The 25,986-nt window shown below is 42.2% G+C and carries 25 protein-coding genes and 1 pseudogene; 1 reads left to right on the forward strand and 25 read right to left on the reverse strand.

Going from position 1 to position 25,986, the window contains the following annotated elements; genetic code table 11:
• Positions 1-16: 16 nt before the first annotated feature.
• The 3 genes from NQ488_11695 to NQ488_11705 all read right to left on the reverse strand — a co-directional run bounded on the left by NQ488_11695 (position 17) and on the right by NQ488_11705 (position 1,119).
• A complete protein-coding gene (locus NQ488_11695) occupies positions 17-226 on the reverse strand; it encodes a helix-turn-helix transcriptional regulator (GenBank protein UWN95224.1) in 210 nt (69 codons plus the stop codon).
• A 186-nt stretch (positions 227-412) separates the two neighbouring features.
• A complete protein-coding gene (locus NQ488_11700; protein ID UWN95225.1) occupies positions 413-628 on the reverse strand; it encodes a hypothetical protein in 216 nt (71 codons plus the stop codon).
• A gap of 155 nt (positions 629-783) precedes the next feature.
• The gene (locus NQ488_11705) at positions 784-1,119 is read right to left on the reverse strand and encodes a helix-turn-helix transcriptional regulator (protein UWN95226.1); all 336 of its coding nucleotides are present in this window, start codon (positions 1,117-1,119) and stop codon (positions 784-786) included.
• A gap of 226 nt (positions 1,120-1,345) precedes the next feature.
• Here NQ488_11705 and NQ488_11710 point away from each other — a divergent pair, with 226 nt between their 5' ends.
• Positions 1,346-1,798, forward strand: a complete 453-nt coding sequence (locus tag NQ488_11710) for a hypothetical protein (protein UWN95227.1) — start codon at positions 1,346-1,348, stop codon at positions 1,796-1,798.
• A gap of 64 nt (positions 1,799-1,862) precedes the next feature.
• On the opposite strand, the gene NQ488_11715 is transcribed toward NQ488_11710, so the two are convergent.
• The 22 genes and pseudogenes from NQ488_11715 to NQ488_11820 form a co-directional block, all read right to left on the reverse strand.
• The gene (locus NQ488_11715; protein ID UWN95228.1) at positions 1,863-3,566 is read right to left on the reverse strand and encodes a lysozyme family protein; all 1,704 of its coding nucleotides are present in this window, start codon (positions 3,564-3,566) and stop codon (positions 1,863-1,865) included.
• Positions 3,567-3,605: 39 nt separating this feature from the next.
• Entirely contained in the window at positions 3,606-4,373 is a 768-nt protein-coding gene (gene srtB / locus NQ488_11720; protein ID UWN95229.1) for a class B sortase, read from the reverse strand.
• Positions 4,374-4,379: 6 nt separating this feature from the next.
• Positions 4,380-4,781: a DUF6075 family protein gene (locus NQ488_11725; GenBank protein ID UWN95230.1), complete on the reverse strand. Its 402-nt coding sequence runs from the start codon at positions 4,779-4,781 to the stop codon at positions 4,380-4,382.
• 13 nt (positions 4,782-4,794) lie between these two features.
• A pseudogene (locus NQ488_11730) lies at positions 4,795-5,085 on the reverse strand (TraE family protein).
• Positions 4,989-6,404, reverse strand: coding sequence for a relaxase/mobilization nuclease domain-containing protein (locus NQ488_11735; protein UWN95231.1), 1,416 nt, complete (start codon positions 6,402-6,404; stop codon positions 4,989-4,991). Before NQ488_11735 ends, NQ488_11730 begins: the two are co-directional and overlap by 97 nt.
• Positions 6,395-6,736 (reverse strand): plasmid mobilization relaxosome protein MobC, encoded by a 342-nt coding sequence (gene mobC, locus NQ488_11740; GenBank protein UWN95232.1) that lies wholly within the window; start codon positions 6,734-6,736, stop codon positions 6,395-6,397. The genes NQ488_11735 and mobC overlap by 10 nt, the downstream gene beginning before the upstream one ends.
• Complete coding sequence (locus tag NQ488_11745; GenBank protein UWN95233.1) at positions 6,699-6,857, reverse strand: DUF3789 domain-containing protein; 159 nt, start codon at positions 6,855-6,857, stop codon at positions 6,699-6,701. The genes mobC and NQ488_11745 overlap by 38 nt, the downstream gene beginning before the upstream one ends.
• A gap of 135 nt (positions 6,858-6,992) precedes the next feature.
• Complete coding sequence (locus tag NQ488_11750) at positions 6,993-7,412, reverse strand: DUF3846 domain-containing protein (protein UWN95234.1); 420 nt, start codon at positions 7,410-7,412, stop codon at positions 6,993-6,995.
• Complete coding sequence (locus NQ488_11755; protein ID UWN95235.1) at positions 7,409-8,371, reverse strand: DUF3991 and toprim domain-containing protein; 963 nt, start codon at positions 8,369-8,371, stop codon at positions 7,409-7,411. Before NQ488_11755 ends, NQ488_11750 begins: the two co-directional genes overlap by 4 nt.
• 20 nt (positions 8,372-8,391) lie before the next feature.
• On the reverse strand, positions 8,392-11,763 hold the full coding sequence (locus tag NQ488_11760; protein UWN95236.1) for a DEAD/DEAH box helicase family protein: 3,372 nt from the start codon (positions 11,761-11,763) through the stop codon (positions 8,392-8,394).
• Positions 11,717-12,466 carry a hypothetical protein gene (locus NQ488_11765; protein UWN95237.1) on the reverse strand — a complete coding sequence of 250 codons (750 nt, stop codon included), beginning with the start codon at positions 12,464-12,466 and terminating at the stop codon, positions 11,717-11,719. Before NQ488_11765 ends, NQ488_11760 begins: the two co-directional genes overlap by 47 nt.
• Complete coding sequence (locus tag NQ488_11770) at positions 12,394-12,726, reverse strand: TnpV protein (GenBank protein UWN97158.1); 333 nt, start codon at positions 12,724-12,726, stop codon at positions 12,394-12,396. The genes NQ488_11765 and NQ488_11770 overlap by 73 nt, the downstream gene beginning before the upstream one ends.
• Positions 12,727-13,302: 576 nt before the next feature.
• Positions 13,303-14,148 carry a zinc-ribbon domain-containing protein gene (locus tag NQ488_11775; GenBank protein ID UWN95238.1) on the reverse strand — a complete coding sequence of 282 codons (846 nt, stop codon included), beginning with the start codon at positions 14,146-14,148 and terminating at the stop codon, positions 13,303-13,305.
• A 155-nt stretch (positions 14,149-14,303) separates the two neighbouring features.
• Positions 14,304-14,780 carry an MGMT family protein gene (locus tag NQ488_11780; protein ID UWN95239.1) on the reverse strand — a complete coding sequence of 159 codons (477 nt, stop codon included), beginning with the start codon at positions 14,778-14,780 and terminating at the stop codon, positions 14,304-14,306.
• 283 nt (positions 14,781-15,063) lie between these two features.
• A complete protein-coding gene (gene lysS / locus NQ488_11785) occupies positions 15,064-17,001 on the reverse strand; it encodes a lysine--tRNA ligase (protein ID UWN95240.1) in 1,938 nt (645 codons plus the stop codon).
• A 24-nt stretch (positions 17,002-17,025) separates the two neighbouring features.
• Positions 17,026-17,508 carry a transcription elongation factor GreA gene (gene greA, locus NQ488_11790; protein ID UWN95241.1) on the reverse strand — a complete coding sequence of 161 codons (483 nt, stop codon included), beginning with the start codon at positions 17,506-17,508 and terminating at the stop codon, positions 17,026-17,028.
• 130 nt (positions 17,509-17,638) lie between these two features.
• On the reverse strand, positions 17,639-19,438 hold the full coding sequence (locus tag NQ488_11795) for an ABC transporter ATP-binding protein/permease (protein UWN95242.1): 1,800 nt from the start codon (positions 19,436-19,438) through the stop codon (positions 17,639-17,641).
• Between the two features lie 24 nt (positions 19,439-19,462).
• Positions 19,463-21,016, reverse strand: a complete 1,554-nt coding sequence (locus tag NQ488_11800) for a glycoside hydrolase family 28 protein (protein ID UWN95243.1) — start codon at positions 21,014-21,016, stop codon at positions 19,463-19,465.
• Between the two features lie 25 nt (positions 21,017-21,041).
• Positions 21,042-22,136 carry a glycoside hydrolase family 88 protein gene (locus NQ488_11805; protein ID UWN95244.1) on the reverse strand — a complete coding sequence of 365 codons (1,095 nt, stop codon included), beginning with the start codon at positions 22,134-22,136 and terminating at the stop codon, positions 21,042-21,044.
• A 50-nt stretch (positions 22,137-22,186) separates the two neighbouring features.
• Positions 22,187-24,127, reverse strand: a complete 1,941-nt coding sequence (locus tag NQ488_11810) for a family 43 glycosylhydrolase (GenBank protein ID UWN95245.1) — start codon at positions 24,125-24,127, stop codon at positions 22,187-22,189.
• A 41-nt stretch (positions 24,128-24,168) separates the two neighbouring features.
• The gene (locus NQ488_11815; protein UWN95246.1) at positions 24,169-24,894 is read right to left on the reverse strand and encodes a rhamnogalacturonan acetylesterase; all 726 of its coding nucleotides are present in this window, start codon (positions 24,892-24,894) and stop codon (positions 24,169-24,171) included.
• A 232-nt stretch (positions 24,895-25,126) separates the two neighbouring features.
• Positions 25,127-25,984 (reverse strand): carbohydrate ABC transporter permease, encoded by an 858-nt coding sequence (locus tag NQ488_11820; GenBank protein UWN95247.1) that lies wholly within the window; start codon positions 25,982-25,984, stop codon positions 25,127-25,129.
• Positions 25,985-25,986 lie beyond the last annotated feature (2 nt).

Consider the following 25,986-nt stretch of genomic DNA (forward strand, 5'->3'; position numbering starts at 1 on the left):
TAATTACCTCCGTGTTTTAATCTTCATCTAAAATGACTTCGCATATATCTCCGATGTCACAGTGAAATACCTGACATATCCTCATCAGTACTTCAAGAGATACTGGCTCATTCTTATTTATCTTCGTTGCAGCGTATGATGTAATTTCGGCTGCACGCATTAAATCCTGTCTTTTCATTTGATTGTCAATCATAAGTTTTTGAAGTTTGTTATAGCATATCTTCATCAGTAACACCTCTTCATCTTATAATTCTTCTTCGTTACAGTTAACCATTTAACATTATATATTAAATTTTCAGGCATTTCAAGATTTCGGACAGAAATGTAACCTTTCAGACACTAAGGTGTCACTTTTTACAAACACCTAATACAACTCTTTTAAAGAATAATAAAAAAGAGATGCCGAAGCACCTCAATTATACATTCTATTATTAACATTCAATGCAATCATTGCTATGACCTTTTCTATCGGCGGCTCTTTTCCGTCCGGTGCAACTGCTTTCCAAAAAGCTATTGCTTCCGGTTCAGCACTTTTCATTGCTTCCCGAATGGCAAACTGCATTTCCTCTTTTACTGCTTTTTCGGTTGTTCCATTTTCTTTTGCTATTTGTCTGAAAATGTCGTTCACTTCTACTTCCTCCTATGTCTATTAGTATGTGTCTATCACTGACAGTTGTTGTTATAGCATATTTGCTCTGTCGAAGTCCCGAAAAATTTGTCGATAGCTGAAATTTTTTATACTGAAAAAAAGAAAGCTCGTCGATTAAGACGAACTTCTGTGTTTTATGGAAGTATTTGCTTTGATTGCTTCACAAGTGTATCTATAACTTCATAAATTCTGTTTCTATCTTCAGGAGCAAGTTTTTCAAGCTTCTCATTCAGCATAGAGTTCTTGACTGTATATCCCGTTTCCAGGACATCAGTAAGAACCATATCCGATGATACACCTAAAGCATTTACTATCTTTATGAAAGTTTCGAGTGACGGAATTTTCTCTCCACGCTCAACCATACCAATATAATTTGTTGTCAAATCTGTTTTCTCAGCCAAATCTTCTTGGCGTAATTTCCTCGCAAGTCGGAACTTTCTTATATTCTTGCCGATTGTATCGAGCTTCATCACATCACCTCCCTTAGTGTGTTTCCATAACTAATAGTATAGGTTAAGTCGATTTCAAATCACACGCACCCAAAGGAAGTCAAACCAACTATTAGTGATGATTCCCAACTATTTTTATGTTATACTATAAAAGTAGTAATTCACGATTGTTAATGGCGAAAGACAAATCACAACCCAAGAGCCAAGTTAAACAATCTCCATAGAATAAACTTAGGGGTAAAAAGGAATGGACGAACAAAAGATAATATTCAGTAATCGGTTTGAAAAAGAGAAATTTGAGGATTACAAAACAGATTTGGGAACTGGCAACACAATCACTCCTGACTTTACGGAAGCTGATGATTTTTTGAAATTCATACAGAAGAACCGCAGAAGTGTTCCAAGTAAAGAACGAATTGCTGATAAGGACAAATTCATCAAGACCGTTTACGAGTTATCCAACAGCTTTGAAATTGACGCTGACCTGATAGAATTTGCCGAGGGATATATCGCCAACATCTATGTAGATTATGCCTGCTACACTGGATATATCAAGAAGCTGTTAGCAATTCTTTTTATCCTTGCCGATGATATTTCCTTTTTAGACGGCAGTAAAGAAAATGCCGATATGCTTTTTAGCTTCACTTATCACACACACCATATTTTCCTGAATAACAGAGAAACAACTGATTTCTCATAATGTACCCGATGGCTACTCAACTGAGCAGCCATCTTTTCAATTTTCCAGACACCGTCTGGAATTTTTAATATGCCGGAATACCGTATCCATAGATATTGCTGCTTCCGACTGCGTACTGTCTTTGCTTGCAGGCGTCGCCTGAGTTGCCCTCTACGGTATAAACTGTGCCATTCTCACACTTCTCTACGATACCAACGTGGTCTGTTGTACCGTCGCCTTCCCAATCAAAGAAGATAATATCTCCTACCTTTGGTTCATAAGTGCGGTCTTGCCATTTTCCATTTGACTTAAACCAGTTTGCACCATCCACGCAACCTGCAAATTTCGGAACAAGTCCGCTTTCAATATACCCGCATTGGTCAGCACACCAAGATACGAAGCAGGCACACCATTCCACTCGACTATTAAAGCCGTACCAGCTCCAGTAAGGTTGTCCGCCCTGATTGCCTAGCTGTGTCAAGGCAACCTCAACAATCGCCTGATTACCTCCGGCAGTAAAGGCTCGCCCATACGGATAGTATCTCAAAACGTGAGCCGGATATTGGGTATCTCCATAACTGTCCCAACCAAGCCTTTGTGCCTGCTGAGTGGAAAACTCCACTGCATTGGCATAAGAATAACCGCCATACTTTGTTTTTGCCCAAGAAATATACCCATTACCGAAGTTGTAGCCTTGCAAGGCAAGTTTGATATGCTCCATATCTATCGGACTTTCCACTTCTGCCGAAGTAAGAGCCGCTTTCAATTCCTGAACTCCACACTGGATAGAATATTCAGGGTCTTTAATTCCATTAGGTTCGTGCGGATACCTTGTATTGAAACTTCCCTCTGCTGCCTGCATAGGGTCAAGTCCTCTGCCACCGCTTTCCTGCATCATAACCGCCTTGATAAGTTCCACATACTCAGGAATGCCGTACTCTTTGGCATACTTCTGTATGATGGGTTCATAGGCTTCTACCTCTGCACTTACCGGAGTATAGGAATTACTGTCACTTCCTCCTCCAAACATTGCTACGGCAGCACCAAACAGCACGACAATCATAATAATCAGAACCGCTATCCAACCGCCTGCGGCGATTGCTGCTACAAGTGCTTTTGTCCCTGCAATAATCGCTTTGACTGTCGCAACAGTAGCTTTCGCTGTGGCTTTAACGGTATCTGCTGTGGCTTTCGCCGCTTTCTTTGCCGTCTGAGCCGCTTTCTGTGTTGCTTTGGCTGTTGTTTTTGCTGTTTTCTGTGCTATAATGGCAGCTTCTTTGGTGGTCTTAATAGAAGTCTTTGCCGTTTGTTCTGCGGTCTTGACCGACCTTTGAACAGTATTGGTTGCACCTTTCGATACGGTCTTGACTGTCGTATTTCCTGCCGACCTTGCAGACTGTTTAATTGTTTTCTCCGTACGCTCCAGAGTTCGGATGCTCTGTTTTCCGACAGGATTGACCGATTGTTTCTGAAGCTGTTTCTCTGCACGCTTGGTCTTGAAATTCTCAATTCCCGTTTTGGCTTTCTGATAATTCTGCCTTGTTTCACGCACACCCCATCTGCCGACTTTATCCGCACGGTATGCAGTTTCGTGAACAGCCCTATCCGCTGCCGCTTCGATTTTATCGGAAGCATATTCCTCTGCGGAATTTTCCGAAGCATTGGTGGAATGTTCTGCCTTATCTTTCGTCATCACATAGGCTTTCTTCATTCGCTCCGTGGCAACTGCTGCCTTATTTATGGTCTTGATTGTACCTTTGCTTGTATCTCTTGTTTTTATATCAGCCATCGGTTTCCTCCTTTCTCGAAAAATAATAGAGAGTGGGGTTTAATCCACTCTCTTAGCGACAACAACAAGCCTGCCATTGTTTCTTGAATATTCACAAGTAGAAAGAGAAATAAGCTTGTCGCCATACTCTGCCGATACTCCGGTATCATACAGAGAAAGTTCCTTGCACTTGGCAACATACGCATCAAACTCTGCCGCATTTTCTGCGTCCGTAAACTCATAATACTTAAAGCTGTCAGAGCTGTTTGTATAAACAACCGTCTTAAAGACTGCAATCACTTCATACTGGTGTCTGTCCGTCAGTGTATCAAAGGTAATCATCTTATGACCTTCCCAAAAGCTCTTGTTTCTGTACTTCATCAGTCCCGTAAACATAGAACCGTCATTCATGTGGTGTCCGTAAATAATGATGTTATCTGAAGGTTTCTGCACATCACAATTTTCCTGCACATATGGACAGCCATAAGCGGAATAGGTCTTATCAAACTTGTGCTTCAGGTAAAAGTTCGGCTCATTTACAGACTGCACGACCGGATAGTTGATATTGGTATCCTCAACCTTTATCCAACCCACCATATCCTCATTCTGCCGATAGAGTTCAAGATATTCCGCAAGATAGTCCTTATCTTCCGAAAACGTCACTCCCTCATTTTCCTTTGGCGGCTCGTCCTCCACAATCTCCGCAAGGTTATCATAGACTTCATTCTGCTTGGCAGAGTCAATGTGATTACGGATAATAAAGAAGGTGCTTACAGACAACACTACCGTAAACACCATCGCAATAATAATATAGATTTTTCTGCTCATTTTCTCTTACCTTTCCATATCGTTTCTCTTAGGTGGAGTCAAATCTCTGCAATACTCCGGATACCTCAACTTGATACCCTCCATGAAATACGGAGCATATCCACAACAGAACAGTTCCTCCGGTGTATAGAGATTTTCCCTGCCTTCTTCCGTAAATCCATTCCAGAGATTAAAGGCAAGGTGGCAGACCTTGACTGTGCCACTGGTCTGCCAACCGCCATGCATACCTTCCGGTATGATACAGTCCCTCTTGAAATCAAACATCTTTCCGATATTCATTCTCGTTTCTTCTGAAATACCCATCACATAGAAAAATGCTCTGTGATAGCAGTCGTTGACTTTGCACTTATCCAAATTTTCTAATACAAAATCTCTGTGTGCAGCATTACGAAATTGAATTTTAGACATTGTAAATCCCTCCTTACGCTTCGCCCGGCTTGGTCGTCATCAGTTTATAAAGTTTCGTGTTCTTAGGGAATTTGTTTGCAAACGGTACAAGCGAGCTTCCCACCTTGATAAGTCCGTGTCCTGCTTCCACATTCGTGATATAAGACATCTGAAGGTCGGAAATATTCAGAAGTTTTGCAAGCTCAAGCCTGTCTGTGGAAGCCTGATTCAGCATAATGATAAACTCTGAGTTTGCAAGCATTGTTCTTGCTGTGTGGCTCTGCAAAAGGTCATCGACGTTCTGGGTAATTCCGCTTGCGTATGCTCAAGATTTTCTTCCATAACCTTTGACCTCTCCGCAATATCCTCGCAGAGTTTTACTTCCCGTCGGAGTTTTTTCAATTCTCCATTGATAGAAGCGATTTCATCTTTTGCCGTCTGAAGCTGACCATCATCAATATTTGTTCTTATCTTTTTTCGGAGATGTGTTCTTCCGGCAATCAGATTTTTCATCTGCTCCTCTAAGGAAGTCTTATATGAAAAAAGCTGTTCGTCCGTGGAAATATTTTCTCGTCCGAGCAGCCTTACTTCATCAGTAATCTTATCGAGCTTCATCAAATCATCTTTCAAAAGATAATGAAGCCTTGCGTTATTCTGTTTCTTATACTTGGGCAGATAACCAAGTCTGTAACAGTAATACAGATACAGTCCATAAAGCCCGCCTTTCTTTTTCAGCTTCTGCCCTCTGGTCTGCATACGGTACTGTCTTGGTTTATAAGTCGCCCTCTGGAACGGCTCAATCTCTGCCCATCTGTCACGATTTTCTTTGATACGCTCTACAATCCGGTCATTGGTATAATCTGCTCCGAGATTTTTCAGTCGTATCGGCTTATCGTATCCCTTTGGAATGACCGTCCAGTATTTTCGGCTTGGACTCAGGTTATAGGCATATCCCATTTCCTTGAGAGCAAACTGAAATTCTTTCAAGGTCTTGCTGTGGTCGATAGCATAATCAATGGCTTCCTTTGCAACCGAGTAGCGTGTCGGCATACCTGCTTTTTCTTTCATCGTCAGATAATCTGACTGCTTACTGCGGTTCGGATTCGGGTCATAGTAAAGTCCATACTTCTCACAAATCCTGTCTGCAACTTTTCGGAATTTGAACCACGCCTTTTCCTCTCCCCATAAATGTTTCCCATCGACGAAAGAAATAGAGTTGATGACAAAATGGCAATGCAGGTGCTTTGTGTTCAGGTGGGTTGTCACAACGACCTGAAATCTTTTCCCCCACACTTCATTTGCAAATTCCATTCCGATTTTCTGTGCCATCTCAGGAGATATATCTGTTTCCTTGAAACTCAAATATCCGTGATAGGCTTGGATACCGTCTGTCTTTTGGTACTGCTCCTTAACCGTTATGAACTGGTCACGGGCAATCGCTACATTACAGTTGATACCCTCAACATAGAACTCACGCTCTGTTTTTTCCTCGTCCTTTGCATAAGCAATAACATCTGCAAGAGCCTGATACTGTTCCGGCGAAAACTCCCTTTTGATTTTTGCAGAAGTCTTTTCGGGATTGGTCGCATAGTCAATGACCTGACCGAGCCTTTCTGTTACCGACCACAACTTTGTTACTGCCATTTCATTTCGCTCTGATTTGGACGAAGATATGTCCTCTCAATCTCTGACTGGAACTTATTCCACTTCGCAGCTTCATTCTTCAGCATAGGTGCGTCAATGAAACCGAGTGTATTTGCTTTGGCAGCAAGCTGATTGATGTTATTACCGATAGAGGAAAGTTCCCTCATCACATCATAGAAGCGGTCATCGGGTTTCTCTTTCGGCTCGTAACCTCTGATAAGTAAACGGATAAGTCCGGCTTCGGAAAGACAAGCCTTCTTTGCCTTTGCTGCCAAGTCCTGTGCTTCCTTGCGGTTAAAGCGTACAATCTTCTGAATGTTTCTCTTTCTCATAATCGGTATCTTCCTTTCTCTTTACTTTGCAATCTTTGTTAATCTGGAATAAGCACATCATCGTAACGCCAAGACAACTGCCGAGCAGTGTTCCAGCGGCGATAAGTAATAACTCTCTCAAATCAAGTTCTCCTTTCTCACGGGGTATTAGGGGCAACCCCTAACGAGCCTTTTACCGTTTGGGAAACTGTGTTTATCCAAATGGTCTGCTCGCTAAGATTAAACATCTCCTCTGGGTTGCCCCGTTCTCAGGCTACTATCTCTCATAATCCTTTGATTTCGGCTTAAAAGGTTCAGCCACGATATTGGCGCCCACTTCCTTAGAAAAGCGTTCAGGATACTTGAACTGTTCCTTATACTTCTTCATCATATCGTCCGGCAAGCTCTGAAAGCTCTCACTCTCAGGCGGTGCATAACAGATAAAGAACTTGCCGCAGATAATATCAACCATCTCTTTCTTATCGTTGTCCTGCACATAAACAGCACGATTAAGCGGAAGTCCTCTCATCTTTCCTTCCTCATTACAGATGATTGCAACGTCATCATCAAAGGGCATATATTCCTCAATATCCCCGCCGACAACCTCCTGCATTGCTTCCAGACTGTCGTCGATTACAATTTCCTTCGGGTACTTTTCCGGTTCTACCAAGAGAACTTTAATCTTTGTATCATTCATCGTTCTTCATTCCTTTCGTGTGTTTTTTTATTGTAAATTCCCATCCGCATACAAAGAAAATCGTTGAAGTCCTTACCTGCTTTTGGTGGCTCATCAACGATTTCATACTTATCCGGCAGAATAGTTTTTAAGGTCTGTGCTGCCTTTCTGCCCGCTATATCATTGTCAAAATGGATACGGATTTTCCTGACAGATGGGTTACTGCCAAGATACTTTTCCAGTGCAATCGGCACTTTACTGTCCTCAATTTTCTTTGCCGGAGAATACACCCCGGACAGCGAAACAAAGCTTATTTCTTTCCAGTCCTGCCCGTTCAGTTTTGCAAGCGTGGCATAGGATAACAAGTCAATGGCACACTCAAAGAGGTGTACTTCCTCCAAATTTTCCTTACCAAGCCGAAAAGAATAATCTTTTTTACTGCCACTGCAATCGCCCATAATCCTACGCTTATTCGTGGAACGGTAGGCTGCATATTTCGGTTCTTTCTTCTCGTCATAGCCTACAAATACAACATTGTGATACGGCAGGCTCTCAAAGATAAGGTCATTAGAGATACAGTAATTGATGATTTCAAAATCTATTCCTCTCCCGAAAAGATACTCTGTAATCACTCTGTTGGAAGCACATTTTTCAGGGAGAAGAAGCGGTTTATTTTCCTCTTTTGGCTGTGGCTTTTCATAGACCGGAGCCTGAATCGCTGTGTGTCCGATAATGGTTTCCACTGCTTCAAGGAAGCTGTAACCTTTGACCTTAATCAGATAATCCAAGGCACTCCTGCCGCCAATTCCTCTCGACCACCATATCCATTTCCCGTTTGAAATTTTCAAACTGTCGTGGGTTCTGGTGCAATAGGTATTACCTGAAAACTTAACCAGCTCATACGGTTCATAATTTTTCAGGTAGGTTAATAAGTCCATCTGCTTCGCCTGAATGATTAACTCAGGTGCGATAAAAGGCATATCGACCACCGCCTTTCAGTTTATCTCTCATACGATTTCTCCTTTCTGCCGCCGACTGCTTCGCCCTCATCAGGCTCTCCGCCGACAATCTCATTTTCCTTTTTATCCATATTGAGCAGGATATTCAGCTCATCAAGTCGGGCAGTTTTTGCCCTCAATTCTTCCTCCTTTGCAAACGGCTTTTCGATTTCCTGCTTCGCTGTTTCAAACTGCTTTTCCGTATTTTCAAGACTGTTTTTCGTATCAGCAAGTGCTTCCTCAAAGCGTTCAATACCGTTATCTATTCTCACGATATTACCGTGAGCGTCGTCGCCAAGCGGTACATCTCTGCTTGTTTCGCCTTTTAATTTCACAACATAATTACGCTGCACCGTATCAAAATACAGTTCCATTTGAAAGCCACGGTACTCGCCAAGTGGTATCGCATCGGGACTATTCATTGACTTGCAGGCATTGATGATTGCCTGACCTGCTTCGGCTTTTTCGGAATAAGAAACACCCGATACCATCATTCCAAGCGGCTGCTCGTCTGTCGGTTTCGGGTGTAATTTTGCTGTTTCAACATCTTTGGTAAGTCCCTCTACACGGGATTTCAAGTAAGCAATCTGCTGTGGGTAGAACTTGATGACCTTATCCTCCAGTCCGTATTTCTCCGATAAGAAATTGGATTTTAACATCTTCAGCTTCTGCACCTGAATGTCTAAGTCCATCTTTTCTTTGATATATGGATTACCTGTTGCAAGCATTTTTATCTCCGCATAGGACAGTGCAGTTTCATCAATATCCTCTGCCGACCTGACCGGAGATTTGCTCGTCATAATCTGACTTGCGAACTTCTGCTTACCTTCCACAAGCTGATAGAGGTATGCATCAAAGGTCTGCTCTGTTACATAGCGGTAAATATCTACCTGCGGATTTTCATTGCCCTGACGGACAATTCTACCGGAACGCTGCTCCAAATCTGAAGGTCGCCACGGACAATCCACGTCGTGAAGTGCAATAAGTTTGTCTTGCACGTTCGTCCCGGCACCCATCTTCTGAGTAGAGCCAAGAAGCACCCTGACTTCTCCCTTGCGGGTCTTTTGGAACAGTTCTTTTTTCTTCATATCCGTGTCGGCTTCGTGTATGAACTTCACTTCACTTTCAGGAATACCTCTCTCAATCAGCTTCTTTCTGATGTCGTTATAGACGGAAAATGTTCCGTCATTCTTCGGCGTGGAAAGGTCACAAAACACAAGCTGTGCAGATTTCTTGTCGGCATTTTCTTTCCATATCCGATAGATGTTATCAACGCAGGCATTGATTTTACTGCCCTCAAAATCAGGCAGCATGTCGTTTAGCATACGCTGGTCAAGAGCCAGTTTTCTTCCGTCATTCGTGATTTTCAGCATATTATCTACGCTTGAATCCACACCGCCGCCACGCACCTGCTCGGCTCTCTCTGCAAGGGAAGCAACCATTTCCTTCTGCATTTCCGACGGCTTTACTGCAATGTTATGGTACTTTGCTTCCGGTACTGGCAGGTTCAACATATCTGCTGTTTTAATGTCCGCTATCTCCTTGAACATCGCCATTAGTTCAGGCAAGTTATAGAATTTTGCGAACCTTGTCTTTGCTCTGTATCCCGTTCCTTCCGGTGTAAGTTCCACTGCTGTAATGGTTTCTCCGAAAGTGGAAGCCCAGGCATCAAAGTGCTGCAACCCGTTTTTCACAAGCGTGTTGTACTGCAAATATCGCTGTATCGTATAGAGTTCCACCATACTGTTTGAGATAGGTGTACCCGTTGCGAATACGGTTCCTCGTCCTCCGGTAATCTCGTCAAGGTAACGACACTTCATAAAGAGGTCGGAAGATTTCTGTGCTTCCGTCTGTGCGATACCACCCACATTACGCATTTTTGTATAAAGATAAAGGTTCTTGTAATAATGGCTTTCATCAACAAAAAGCCTGTCTACACCAAGTTCCTCAAAGGTTACAACATCATCTTTTTTCGTCTGGTCATTGAGTTTATCAAGTTTCTGCTTGATAGATTTCTTTGACTTTTCAAGCTGCTTTATGGAGAAGTTTTCCCCTCGATTTCGCTTGAGTTCTGCAATTCCTCCCGTTATCTCCTCAAGCTGCTGTTCTAAGATTGCCCTCTGTCTTTCAATGGACATTGGGATTTTCTCAAACTGTGAATGTCCGATGATAACTGCGTCATAATCTCCGGTTGCAATCCTGCCACAGAACTTTTTACGGTTCTTGGTTTCAAAATCTTTCTTTGTTGCGACAAGGATATTCGCCGCCGGATAGAGTTGCAAATACTCAGCCGCCCATTGTTCGGTCAAGTGATTTGGTACAACAAACAGTGACTTGTTACAAAGTCCAAGCCTTTTCGACTCCTGTGCTGCCGCTACCATTTCAAAAGTTTTTCCTGCTCCGACTGCGTGTGCAAGAAGCGTATTTCCTCCGTAAAGAATATGGGCAACCGCATTTTTCTGATGTTCCCTGAGTTCAATTTCAGGGTTCATACCATTGAAGATGATATGACTTCCATCATACTCACGAGGTCTGACGCTATTGAATTTCTCATTATAGGATTTGCAAAGTCTTTCCCTTCGTTCAGGGTCAGACCATATCCAGTCCTGAAATTCCTGCTTAATCATTTCCTGCTTCGACTGAGCAATCGCTGTTTCCTTTTTGTTCAGGACAGCCTTCTTCTTTCCCTCATCATCTTCGATATAATCAAAGATACGCACATCTTTTAAGTTCAGCGTTTCCTCGATAATCTTATAGGCATTGATGCGGGAAGTTCCGTAAGTGTTATATGCCCTTACATTTCCTTTGTCATAGGATTTGCCCTCAATATTCCACTCACTCGTAAATGGGGAGAAGTGAACTTTGATATTCCACTGTGCATAGCGTGGTGTTTCAAGCAAATGAAAGATAAACTCCTGCACATCGTCCGGTGGCAGCCAAGTTGCACCAAGTCGCACGGAAATTTCACTTGCAGTCAGGTCTTTCGGTTGCACCTTTTGAAGTGCTTCTACATTGACCTTATAATCTTCCGGATAGAGTTCTGCCGACTTCTTTGCAATCCTCAGCTTTTCCCTGACATTACCCGAAAGGTATTCATCAGCCATCAGATACTTCGGTTCGTAAGAATTTCCATACTCATAAAGCGGGTTTAGGAAGATAACACCCTTTAAGTCCTCAAAGATTTCATTCTCCGATTTACCGGAAAGCTCCATCATATAGTCCATATCAATCGTGGCTTTTTCTCCAAGAGATACCGCCAACGCTTCGCTTGCCGTATCAACAGAAGTAACCGGAGTATGCGGCTTAATTGTCCTCTTAGAAAACATATCAGCCTTCTTTACCGATGCCTTTCGTAATCGTAATACCTTTTCCATCGTGGCTCTCATCAATGCCTGCCCCGATTATGACGGGATAAGAACCGCCCCAACCATATTCATTTTTCAAGAAGTCGGCATTTTCTTTTGCAGAAAGACTTTTTTCAAACTGCTCATAAATACGCATTTTTCCCTCAGAAAATCCGCTTCCATTCGCAAGAATAGCGTCGATAATCTCCTGAGAAAAAGTAAAGGCAGAGGTTTTCTTTTCCTCTGCCCGACCGTCTAATATGAATGTCATCTGACCGTCCATTGACGGTAATGGTTTTATGCTGTCACTTAATTCTCCCAGTAATCGCATAGCTTCAAAATGACGGGCAATAACAGCCCAATCATAATAGCTCTGTGCGGTTCTGCTGTCGTATTTGCCCTCCCACAAATGCAGAACGTTTTCAAAGGTCTTGTACCCTACTGTCCTGCCGTCCTCTAAAGTAAGTTCGGTATAATCATTATTGAAAATACTCTTTATATACTCTGTGCGGTCTTTGTTATCAGGATTACGTTCATAATAATCTTTGATTTCTTCCAGACTTGCTGACAAATGTGGTGTCGTTCTGAGAATTTCATTGATTACTTCATCACGTCCAAAGAACGGAAGGCTTTTATCCTCGTGCGTTCTGTCGTAATACTCTAAGCGAATATCACTTCCGCTTTCACGATTTCCTGTGCCGAATTGCGAAGGGAGTTCATCAGACGAACCCATTTCATCATATCCTCCGCTTTCATCTGTTCGGTCACTCCCTCTTTCTGTGCCATCTGGCTCAGAATTGTTTTCTCCATCTTGCTGGCTCTCTGTTCCACTTCCGCCAAGTGCTGTGTCAGTTCGCCCCTCGTCAGGAGATTGTAGTAAAGGACTCTGTGATGTTCCTTCAGAAACTCTCTCCTCATCTGAGCGTACCTGCCCAGCGTCACTTCCGGCTGCTGTGGAAGTTTCAGGTTCGGAAGGCTGTAATCGCCCACCATCGTGTAGGTCAGTTCGTTCATCGTCCAAACTCCTTTCGTCATTATTTTCAACCTTATTGTATTCATTTCTGTCCTGACCGACAATTATGCGATTTTGACGGTTGAGTGCAGTAATTGTTTTAGATATTTCCGTTAATCCCATTTCTGCAATATCACTGGTAGCAAATCCAAGTGCATTGAGTGTTTCCTGCGTATTGAAGTTAGTAACATCTCTGAAATCATCAAGTTCAAAATAACCGTCCGTATCAACGCCGAGCCTTGACATCATCATATATGCCACACTATTTGTCACGACATTTTTATAAATGAAAGCCACAATATCCTCTTCCACTTCCTCAAAGGAACTGCCCTTGGTTGCATAGTAAAGGTCTTGCAGATAATCAGGGATATTATCCTCTGCCGCATTTCTTGCTGCTCCCATAATTGCTTCGGCAAGACTGCTCTTATTCTCAATCTCTCCGAAAGTGCTTTCCAATGTTTCAATCACATCAGCTTCGTATTCCTGACGCATATCCCAAATCGGGACTGTTCTTGAATATCTGCTTTCGTGAGTATCTGAAATGTCAAAGTAATGTGTCAGTCTTTGCCGTGAACGGTTTTCATCAGCAAAAACAGCAATACCTCTAGCACCTCGGTTGACCCATTGATAACTGATTTCCACTCGTTACCGCATTTTCTGCACTTCCACCAGACATTTTTCCTCGATTTTGCATTTACCTCATCAGGCTTCAATGGTAAGTTCTTCTCCGACCACTCCGAAGCAATTTCAGGGTGTGTTGTCTGCAAATCATTAAACCCTTTCAGGAATATGTACCCACTGCAATACGGGCATTTGCTCCCACCGGAACGAGTAGAAATAAGGGTGTTCCACTCTCTGCCGCAATCCTTACACTTCCACCAAGCCTTACGATTGGCAAAGACCGTAACCTGAGTTGGAAGTAACGGATAATTTCTATCCGACCACTCGGCAGCTATATCCGGCAGAAGTGTTGCAAGGTCATTAAATCCTGCCAACACTTTATTATGAGAGCAGTACGGACAACCTGTTTTATTTATTGTCCTGCTCTTAACGGCAGCTTCCCACTCGTGACCTTTTTTACATCTCCATATCACTTTCTTATGAGAACCAATAGAAACCTCTATCGGTTTTATCTTATTCTTTTTCGACCACTGCTTTACCAATAGTGGCTCTAATGTCGCCAAATCGTTAATACCTGCAATCACTCTCGCACCGGAACATATCGGACATTTCTCTCCATTAGAACGAGCCTTAACGCTTGCCTGCCATTCATGACCGCAAGCACCTCTCCACCATACTTTTTTATTTGAACCGAAAGTAATGTCATCAGGCGTAAGCGTTAAATTCTTTTCCGACCACTCCGAAACAAGCTCCGGGTGTACTTCTGCTAAACTGTTATTCATAGCCAAACCTCAACCTCCTTGTGCTTAGAGTATATGAAGTTTTGGCTTTATCTTGTAGTTTGCGAATATCCGTATAAATAGAAAAAGCCCTTTGAGAAAGGGATTTCTCCTCTCTCAAAGGGCAAGTTGGCAAACTGAAAGTTTCACATTATCTATTACAATGTAAATAATGCTTTTTCGTAGTCCTTAACATAATACTTAATATTGGTTCTACCTTTTTGTATTACAGTATGTCCCTCCTTCTCAAGCATCTCCTTTTGTGCCTCAACTCCTCCAGGATACTTTGCATTTAATTCCCCATTTGCTTTTAATGTTCTCCAATAAGGTGTTTTATCTTCTGCACGCTGATAACTCGCCCATGCAACTATTGAAACAAAAATTCCAGCTGTGATTGGCTCTGTAAAATCAGCACCGCTTTGTTTAGCAAAGTAATCTCTTATTGTACCTACAGTAAGCAATTTACCACAAGGCACAAGTCGCATTACTTTGTCATAGTCAATAGGTGGGGCAAAGTACATTTTATCTCCACCATATTTTTCAATGCTCTTTTCATCTGTTATTATTTGAACTTTAGGCATATCCTTGCTATCCATAAGCATAGCATTAAAATCTTTTTTATCTTCATTTGCCATAAGTATCACCTCCAAGCCAATCATATCTCAATAAATATACTCATGCAATGAGACGGTTTTTAAATTTCTCTCAAAAATTCCGATTTGTATTTCTGTTTGTTTTAAAAATGGGCAACTCCAATTGGAATTGCCCACTCATTGCACTAATTATGCGATTTTTTCTTGCTTGCACCGATTTCTGCATCAAATGATGTAAGTTTGATGTAAATCGCTGTTTTTTCAGTTTTTTATCAAATGAAGTATGTCCCGTCTATTTGGTAAAACGGTACATCTTTACATCATCTTAATAGAGCTTCGCACCTGCCGGAATGTGGTCATCTACCATCAGAAGATGAAGCTTTTCTTCGCCTTCTTCTTCATGAATAGCACTGAGGAGCATACCGCAAGAGTCAATGCCCATCATAGCTCTCGGTGGAAGATTTGTGATAGCAATCAGAGTCTTTCCAACCAGTTCTTCCGGCTCATAAAAGCTATGAATACCGCTTAAAATGGTTCTGTCTGTGCCTGTTCCGTCATCAAGAGTAAACTGTAACAGTTTCTTTGACTTCGGTACTGCAACACACTCTTTAACCTTTACTGCACGGAAATCTGACTTGCTGAATGTATCAAAATCAACAAATTCCTCAAATAAAGGCTCTACCTTTACCTTAGAAAAATCAATCTTTTCAGACTCAGTTTTTACATTTTTTTCAGGTGCTTCAGAAGCTGTATTATTTACATCATTTTTCTTATTTACACCATCTAAGGACTTCATTGTCGGGAAGAGCAGCACATCCCTGATTGCTGCTGAATCAGTAAGAAGCATTACCATTCTGTCGATACCGAAGCCGATACCGCCTGTAGGCGGCATACCGTATGCAAGTGCGTTGAGGAAATCCTCATCTGTGTGGTTAGCCTCTTCGTCACCCGCATCTGCAAGTGCGTCCTGCGCTGCAAAACGCTCTCTCTGGTCGATTGGGTCATTAAGCTCTGAATATGCATTGGCCATCTCCCAGCCGTTCATAAACAGCTCAAAACGCTCAACGTACTCAGGAGCATCCGGCTTCTTCTTAGTAAGAGGTGATATATCAAGAGGATGATCCATTACAAATGTAGGCTGGATAAGATGCTCCTCAACGAACTCCTCGAAGAACAGATTAAGGATATCGCCCTTCTTATGCCTGTCCTCGAATGCTACACCCTTCTCCTTAGCAACGGCCTTAGCCTCTTCATCAGTCTTAATCTGTGTAAAGTCAACGCCTGAATACTTCTTAACTGCATCAAGCATTGTTATTCTCTCGAATGGCTTAGAGAAGTCAATCTCAACATCACCATACTTAACCTTAGTTGTTCCATTGACCTTCTCACATACAGTCCTATAAAGTGATTCAGCCAGCTCCATCATGCCATAGTAATCTGTGTATGCCTGGTAGAGCTCCATAAGTGTAAATTCAGGATTATGCCTTGTATCAACGCCCTCGTTACGGAATACTCTTCCTATCTCATATACTCTCTCCATACCACCAACGATAAGTCTCTTAAGGTACAGCTCAAGTGAGATACGAAGCTTAACATCCTCGTCAAGCGCATTGTAATGTGTCTCAAATGGTCTTGCTGCGGCACCGCCTGCATTAGATACAAGCATAGGTGTCTCAACTTCCATGAAATCCCTTCCGTCAAGGAAATTACGGATCTCCTTGATAATCTGTGAACGCTTCACAAATGTTGTCTTAACCTCAGGATTCATGATAAGGTCAAGATATCTCTGTCTGTAACGGATTTCTGTATCTGTAAGTCCATGGAACTTCTCAGGAAGCACCTGAAGGCTCTTTGTCAGAAGTGTAATCTCTGACACATGAATTGACATCTCGCCCTTCTGTGTACGGAACACTTCGCCCTTAACGCCTACGATATCACCGATATCAAACTTCTTAAATGCTGCATATGGCTCTTCACCAATGCTGTCTCTCGCAACATATATCTGGATATTACCGTTAAGGTCTGCAACATTGCCAAATGAAGCCTTACCCATAACTCTCTTCTGCATAAGTCTTCCGGCGATTGATACCTGCTTACCCTCAAGCTCATCAAAATTATCCTTAATATCCTTTGTATGATAAGTCACATCATACTTTGTAATCTGGAATGGATCATTGCCTGCTTCCTGCAACGCCTTAAGCTTATCCATTCTTATCTTTATCTGCTCATTAACATCCGGTGTCTGTCTGTTCTGCTCAGCCACTGTTATTACCTCTCTTCGTTATGATTACTGTCTGCTGATTGAAAGTACCTTGTACTCAACCTCGCCCATCTGTGTCTCAACCTTGATTACATCGCCGACCTTCTTGCCGATGAGGGCTGAACCAAGCGGAGATTCATTAGAAATCTTATTCTTAAGGCTGTTAGCCTCTGTTGAACCAACGATTGAGAACTCAAGCTCCTCATCGAATTCAAAGTCAAAAAGCTTAACTATACAGCCGATATTTATCTTATCAGAGTCTACTTCAGTCTCAACAACAACTTCTGCATTCTTAAGAATATTCTCAAGCTCTTCAATTCTTGCCTCAATATCACGCTGCTCATCCTTCGCAGCATCATACTCAGCATTCTCAGATAAGTCACCCTGTGCTCTCGCTTCCTTAAGCTTCTCTGCAACTTCCTGTCTTCTGACTACCTTTAACTGCTGTAACTCATCCTCTAACTGCTTCAAACCTGTATAGGTAAGAATATTCTTCTTGTTCTCAACCATGACTCCCAATCACCTTTCTATAAAAAATACAGCCGCACAGGCAAAAAAGTGCGGACACTCTCATTAGTCCGCACTATTATAAACTACAAAGCCCAAAATGTCAATGATATCAGCATATATCGCCGTATCATCAGCTCTGTATCATCTTCATTTTATAGAATTCACCCTTAAGTGCCATAAGCTCATCAAATGTGCCATACTCAACGCATCTGCCATCGGCTATTACAGCAATCTTATCAGCATCTCTTATGGTTGAAAGCCTGTGTGCTACGATAAATGTAGTTCTTTCCCTGGTAAGATTACTGATAGCTTCCTGAATAAGCTTCTCTGAGATACTGTCAAGTGCTGATGTTGCCTCATCAAGCACGATAACCTGCGGATTACGTATAAGTGCACGGGCAATCGATATTCTCTGTCTCTGTCCGCCCGAAAGCGTGCCACCGTGTTCGCCGACCGCCGTATCAACACCATCAGGAAGTGAATCCACAAGTTCTGCAAGATTCGCAGCCTCGATTACCTGACGAAGCATCTCATCACTCACATTCTCCTGTCCGTATGTTATGTTATCCCTTATCGAGCCGGAGAACAGAATTGATGTCTGCGGAACAACCGCAAGATGTTTTCTGTATGACCTTAAATCAATCTGTGTAATATCCTCACCGTCAATTGTAAGAAGTCCTCCGGTAGGCATATTGAATCCGATTACAAGATTAAGTATCGTCGACTTTCCGGCTCCCGATTCACCGACCAGCGCAATTGTCTCACCCTTATTAACCTTAAGATTAAGTCCGTTAAGCACGTCATGACCGGAATTATGATATCTGAAATGTACATCCCTGAATTCAAACGCTCCTTCAACCTTCTCAAGCTCCTTCTTACCCTCATTGCGCTCAACGTCATCGGCAAGGAGTACCTCTCCGATTGAATTAACAGACTCAACGCCCTTGGCAATAGTAGGAATGAGCGCCATGAGTGATGACACCTGATTAACTATCGTTGTAAAGTAACTCTGGTAAAGCGTGATGTCACCAACCTGAATCTTATGTCCGAGTGCAAGCCATCCGGTAAATATAAGACAGATAATCTGGAATACCTGGAATATCGCCCAGCCGACAGAACCAAACAAAGACTGAATCACATCAAGTCTGTAGCCTTTTTCTGCAACTGCAAGGAGCTGTCCGCTCATCTTGTTTACTTCCTCTTCCTCAAGCGCATGTGCCCTTGTTACCGGAATAAGTTCAACCATCTCCATGACACGGGCTGAGGTCTCTTCCATCTCCTTACGGAACTCTGTATTACGTTTCTTCATTACATTACGGAACGATACCATTGTAAGTGCCGCAATAGGCGTTGTAAGAAGAAAGAAAATGAATACAACCATACTCTTCGATATCGTTACCGCAAGTGCTATACCGATATTAAGAGCGATATTAAGTATACTTAAGAACATCTGCGTTGAAAGCGTCTCAACCGCCTCTACATCACGCATAATCTTCGACTGCAGACGCCCAGACTGCGTCTCAGTATGATACGCAATTGACAGCTGCTGAAGCTTCTGCACAAGTGCTTTACGAAGTCCTGTCTCACAATATCTCGTTGCAAGACTCTTATACCTCGTATATCCGTAATTCATCGGTATATTCAGCGCAATAAGAACAATCATTATAATTCCGTATATTATCATATTGCGCCAGCAGTTAGCATCACCAACCGTTACTTCATTAATGATATTGGCCGTAATGATTGGAAGCACCCATACCGGGCTGTGCTTTATAAAGAAAAATACTACTGCAAGAAAAAACTTATTATAATTGCCCCTGTAGAGACCAAGAAGAATCTTCATCGGGTGCCCTTCGTTCTTTTTGTAACACTCGATGAACCAGTCTTCTACTGACTTTCCCCTGGGCCCTTTCATATTGATCTTAAACATTCTCTGCCTCTTTCCGTGATTAGACTATTTAATGATTGAATCAGCATTCTCTGCGACAACAGGTTCGCCCTCGCAGCCTTCCACATTAACGTTCTTAAGTACAAGCTCCTTGATGTTGCTTACAATAATTCCTGCCTTGCATGATTCTTTACATGCAAGCATCATAGCTGCAACACCTGACTTTGCATCGTCTGCATAGCTTATATCTACATTCTCAAATGTAAGACGCTCAATCTTACTCTCCGGCAGTCCGCAGATATATGCACCTGCCACATGGCAGTTCGTTGCCTTAATATCCTTGAATGTAAGTCTCTTAATAGCCGGAGTTCTGTCATCTACAGGCAGAGCCTTGCTTGTTGCGACATACTCAGTCTTACCGTCAGGGTCGCAGAAATAAAAGCTGTTTACAACAAACGGTGTCATTACATTGTCCATTGTAATATTCTCAAATGAAATATCATCAAGCACTGAATCCCTGCCACGTCCGCGGCGCGTCTTAACTCTTAAGCCTCTGTCTGTGTTCATGAAAATACAGTCTCTTATATGAACATCCTTAACACCTGCCGCAATCTCACTTCCGACCGTTACGGCACCATGTCCGTCGCGCATGCAGCACTGGCGTACTTCCATATCGGATGTAGGAATCTTATGCTTTCTGCCCATGTAGATCTTACCCGACTTTATTGCTATACAGTCATCACCAACCGAAATGTATGTACCAAGCACTCTTACGTCTGTACATGACTCAGGATCAAGTCCGTCTGTGTTATGTGAATTGGCAGGATTCTTAATCTTAACATCAATAAACTTAAGATGGTCACTAAAGTAAGGATGAAGCGTCCATGACGGAGAATTCTGCACTGTTATTCCGTGCATTGTTACATTCCTGCAGTGATTGATGAAGAAAAGTCTCGGTCTCCATGCAATATTACGGACCTTTACGTTATACCACCAGTTATCAAAGCCTGCATTGCCGTCAATCGTTCCTTCACCTGTGATAACTACATTCTCCACATTAATTCCGCATACAATTGCTGAGAAACAGTCAAGCGGATTGCCTTCCCATGAGCCGAGATTATATTCATCAGTCTCATCATAGCTTTCAATAACTCCCGGAAGAATAGGGAACTTCTCCCTCTCAGTGAATGCAGAAAGCACTGCTCCCTTTGCAAGATCAAGTGTAATATCACTCTTCAGGAAAATACTTGATATCTTATACTCGCCTGCCGGGACAAGAATACGTCCCGCCTTAGGACATGACATGATAGCGCACTGGATTGCATTAGTATCATCATGCTCACCATTACCATATGCGCCAAAATCCTTTACATTAAGTGTCACAAATTCATAATCCGTCCTGACACTTACAGGAGCTATCTCCTTACCGTCATATACGGCGCTGATTGTATACTCCGTATCAGGCTTAAGTCCGTACAGTGATGTTATAACCTTGTCACTCTCCATGAACTTCCCGCCGTTAACATATATATCATACTTCTTCTCTGAGTAATATTTACCTGAATCAGTAAGCTCGACAACTACGCTTCTTCCTGTCTTAATAACAATCTGTAATTCCATATTAATCTCCATTCCTGCTATAATCTTATAATCTGTTAATCTCAGAATATGCCATTATAAATGGTCCAACGCCCTTATGGTCATCATATACAACCGGTTCACTGAAATAGTACTTCAGGCTGCCGTCACGCTTTTCCTTGCCTCCAAGACCAGCTACTGAGCATATGCCGCCAAGCTTAAGCTCTCCGTCAACTTCCTCAAGTTTATTATCAGCAAGTGCTTCAAATATACTGATTGCATTATCCTCATACTTCTCCGCAAGAACCGCCTTCATTCTGCATGCCTTAAGCATTGCATATGCTATCATTGCAGAGCCTGATGTCTCAAGATAATTCTCCTTGACATCGGCACGGTCTATTACCTGATAGAACAGGTGCGTCTTCTCATCCTGATACTTCAGTACTCCCTTGAGTGCCTCCTTGAAAAGGCTCTTAAGGTCGTCATAATACTCATATACGCTCTGGTCGATTGCATCAAGGCATTCTATAAGTGCAAGCAGATACCAGCCCATTGAACGGAGCCAGAAGTTCTGTGACAGCCCTGTAGTCTTATCAGCCCAATACATCTGTCTGCTCTCATCATATGCATGATAATAAAGCTGCTTCTCATCATTGAACATATTCCTGCGCACAAGCTTAAACTGCTTAATTATATCGCTGTAGTGCTCCTTGCCGCCGAATCTGCTCTCATACATCATATAGAAGACCTGTCCCATATACAATCCGTCAAGCCATACCTGATTAGGATAAATGTTCTTGTGCCAGAAGTTTCCTTCCTGTGTTCTCGGCTGCTTACGGAGCTGATCCATAATATGCTCTATTGCATTGCGGTACTTCTCTTCTCCTGTCTCATCATATGCAAAGAAAAGAACCGTTCCGGTGCTTACGTTGTCGATATTGTAGTCTTCAGCGTTATAATAATTAATTGTTCCGTCTTCATTTATATATTTTTTAAGGTACTCAAGTATAAATGTCTTATATTTCTCCTCACCTGTTACCTGATACATCATCTGTGCACCCTTAAGCACACATCCGTCCTCATAATTCCACTTATCAACCTTGGCACTCTTAAAATTCTTCAGATACCCGTCAATAAACTTCTCTACCTTCTGATTCTTCACTTCAGATTACCTCCTGCATTTTATTAATCTGCCTGTTATTAACCTGTCTGTTATCTGCTCTTATATTCAAAATAATCAAACTCGGCCACATGCGTATATTCCCCGCCGGCATATGCATACATGCCAACCATGGCCCCCGTGAACCTCTTGCCCTTGTTAAGGCCCTCATCACACAGATAATACACATTATCAAGTGTCACAAAATGTGTATAATTTTCACCATCATAGCTGTAATAAAAGCTTCTCTTAAGATAATTAGTCACTATCTTAAGCCATATGAATCTCTGCTTTGTATCAACTGCAACTCCTTCACAGGCAATATTATCCTCATCTATGTGCTGGATAACATTAATCTTCATTACATATGACGGTGCCTTGTCATCATCCCTCACAGCTGCTTCCATGAACAGTCCAAACTTAAGAAATGTATTCTCGTCATAATAGCATGTAAGGCCCGCATTCTGTCCCATAGCCATGGGATTAATCTTCATCTTGCATTCTGCATCAAATTTAAAATGCTGTTGTCTTCTCAGGACAACATTACGTGCTTTCATGCTGCTAAGATCTGCAACACTTCCGTGTATCTTAAGAAATCCTGCCTTAAGCTCTATTCCATCAAGCTCAGGAGCTCGCGGGAACATCCACTGTGTATCAAGATACGGCTCTGAGAAATCATCCTTAAGCAGCTCATCATATACACATTCCTGAAGACCCGGCTTAATCTGTAATACACTCGGTCCTTTAAGGCCATTTACTATCGGCCATCCGTCTTGTGTCCACTCAATCGGATCGAGCGCTGTCTCTCTTCCGAGTATACTGTATCCACCGCCTACCATTCTTCCGCACAGATACACCATATACCAGTCACCGTTCTGAGTCTGTACCGGCTTACCATGTCCGCAGCGCTGTATCGCTGCTCCCTCGTCATTCTGTCTCATTATCGGATTATACGGGCAGCTCTCGTAATTACCCATAAGTGTCCTGGAACGTGCCACGGTTATCCTGTGTCCCGGGCCTGTTCCGCCTTCAGCCTGAAACAGATAATAATATCCGTCCTTCTTAAGCAGGTGTGGTCCCTCCGGTGCCCTTTTATTGCTTCCGTAATAAAGCATCTGCGCCTCAGATATCTTCTTAGTCGCATCCTTACTCAGTTCAAATATTCTTGCACCTCTGTTAAGAAGCATATATCTTCTGCCGTCATCATCATTAAATATTGATGGATCTATTCCATCCTCATCTATGATTGCAGGCTTGCTGTACGGTCCTTCCGGCTTATCACTGGACACCACGATCTGCTTCCTGTACACAGTACCTGTGTCATTAAGCCTGTATGTAGCCGTAATATAGAATCTACCTTCATAGTAAGATATATCCGGAGCCCAGTAGCCTCTGCCTCCTTCAAGTTCATCAAGCATTGCCCACTGCGTATTGGTTATTGCATGTCCTATTATCTCCCAGTGAATAAGATCCTTTGAATGTGAGACCGGTATACATGGGAAATATATAAATGACGAATTCACCATATAATAATCATCGCCGACTCTGACTATAGAAGGGTCTGGATAGAACCCCGTTCTTATCGGATTACGGTACATCTGCGTAATTGGCGCCCCGGTTACCTCTTCGTAATACGCTTCGATATCCATAAATTTGTTATCGTGTGCAATATCATAAGGTGTCACAAGGTTAAAGTCACCACTAACCGGAGACATCCCAACCTTCTCGACGAGATACTTCACGCACTTAAGGCTCCCGGACATTGTTGCATAATGAAGTATATTGCGGTGATCCCTGTCCACCATATTCATGTTGGCAAGCGAATATTCCACAATATATCTCAAAATCTGCTCGTTACCGCTCTTTGCTGCAAGGAATGCCATAGCAACGCCGTGTTCATCTTCCCTGTTTATCTCTTTGGGATTCTCCTGTAATATTCTCTTAATCTGTGAAAGATTCTCGAGATATATCGCATTTTCCAGTTGATTAATCAATTATTCTCCTCCTATTAATCATCAACATTAATCTAGCAATATTAATCTATCAACATTGCAGGGTCCTCATAATCGCTGTCCGGATCAATAAATAAATCCGCATATACTCCGCCAAGCTTCTTCATATCTTCTGCAATAAGCTGTGAGAATCTGTAAGCGCCTTCGTACTGAAGATGCGTGTCATCCTCCTTCCCATCAGGGAAATGCGGATATATACCAGGTTCAACATGCATAAACCACTTTCTTGTTGCCTTCTCGCCAAACTGTTCTATAAGTGCTTTGCTTGATGTACACAGATCAATAACCGGTACATTCTCACGCTTGCCAAGTTCTATCATCGCCTCAGGGTAATCCAGATGCGTACCCTCAACAAGCGTCCTTCCGTCCTCATTGAACTTTCTTCTGTATAACGGAGTTATAAGCACCGGATGCGCACCATGCTTTCTTGCTACATCTATAAACTTGAGAAGATTCTCCTGATATGAACCAAAGCTCTCAGTATATCTGGATGGATCCTGCTTCTTCTCGTCATTATGTCCAAACTGTATAAAAAGGAAATCACCCTCACCTATTCTTTTGTCTATTGCATCAAGGCGTCCCTCAGCTATAAAGCTCCTGGTACTTCTGCCATTCTGCGCATAATTTTCAATACGTATGCTCTGCTTTATAAAAAGTGCGAATGCCTGACCGATTCCTGTCTGTGGAAAACTCGTATAATTATTCTGCTTTACAGTGGAATCCCCTGCCCAAAAAATCTTTGTATCCATATCACTCAATCTCCATTCTGACATATTTCTTAATATATACCTGTCCAATATGTTTACTTAATGAATCCATTTTACTACACTTTTTCACCAATTACCACATTTAAGCAACATATATAATGCCATTTTACAGAAAGTTTGTGTCAAAAAAGGCTTTACCCAATGACATGTCATGCAAATGACACATCAGCAGGCAAAGCCTTTATAATTCATATTATATTGTAGATACTATAGATTACTCCTTAACAGCACCTACGTTAACGCCCTGTACGAAGTAGTCCTGAAGGAATGGGTACATAATCATGAACGGAAGAATAGCAACGATAGTAGCTGCATTCTTAACTGTGTTAGGATCTACACCACCAACATCAGGCATATCGTTATCCATAACCAAGCTACGAAGCTTAATCTGGAAGTTGAACAGTGAGTTATCATTAATATAAATCTTGAAGTTTGTATAATCGTTCCAGAATGTTACCATGAACATCAGACCGATTGAGGCAATAGCTGCCTTTGAAAGAGGAAGTACAATCTTGAAGAAGATGCCCATTGGAGAACATCCGTCAATCTGTGCTGCCTCGAACAAACTTCCCGGAATACCCTCGAAGAAGTTTCTCATAAGTACGAGGTTATATACATTGATAGCCAGTGGGAAGATAACGGCACCAAGTGTATTGAGGAGGTGCAGGTTCTTCATAACGAGGTATGTAGGAATCATACCACCATTGAATATCATTGTGAACAGTAACATATTAGCGAAGAAGTTACGTCCAGGCATCTCGTACTGAATAAGTACATAAGCACCAAGTGTTGCCAGTGTAAGACCAAGTAATGAACCTACTGCTGTAACGAATACAGAAATAAGGAATGGCTTGTAAAGCACGGCATTAGTAATAACTTCCTTATAGCCATTGATAGAGAATACCTGTGGCCAAAATAACATACCATAACCAGCGCGGGCATCGAAAGAGTCAACGATAACCTTCCACATAGGAACAAGTATGATTAAAGAAATAAGTATAAAGATAATTGCATTAACAATTGGGAATACTTTTACTTTCTTCTTTTTCTTCTTAACTACGATTTCACTCATTC

Origin of the sequence: [Bacteroides] pectinophilus, from assembly GCA_025146925.1 — a bacterium.
Classification (GTDB): domain Bacteria; phylum Bacillota; class Clostridia; order Lachnospirales; family Lachnospiraceae; genus Bacteroides_F; species Bacteroides_F pectinophilus.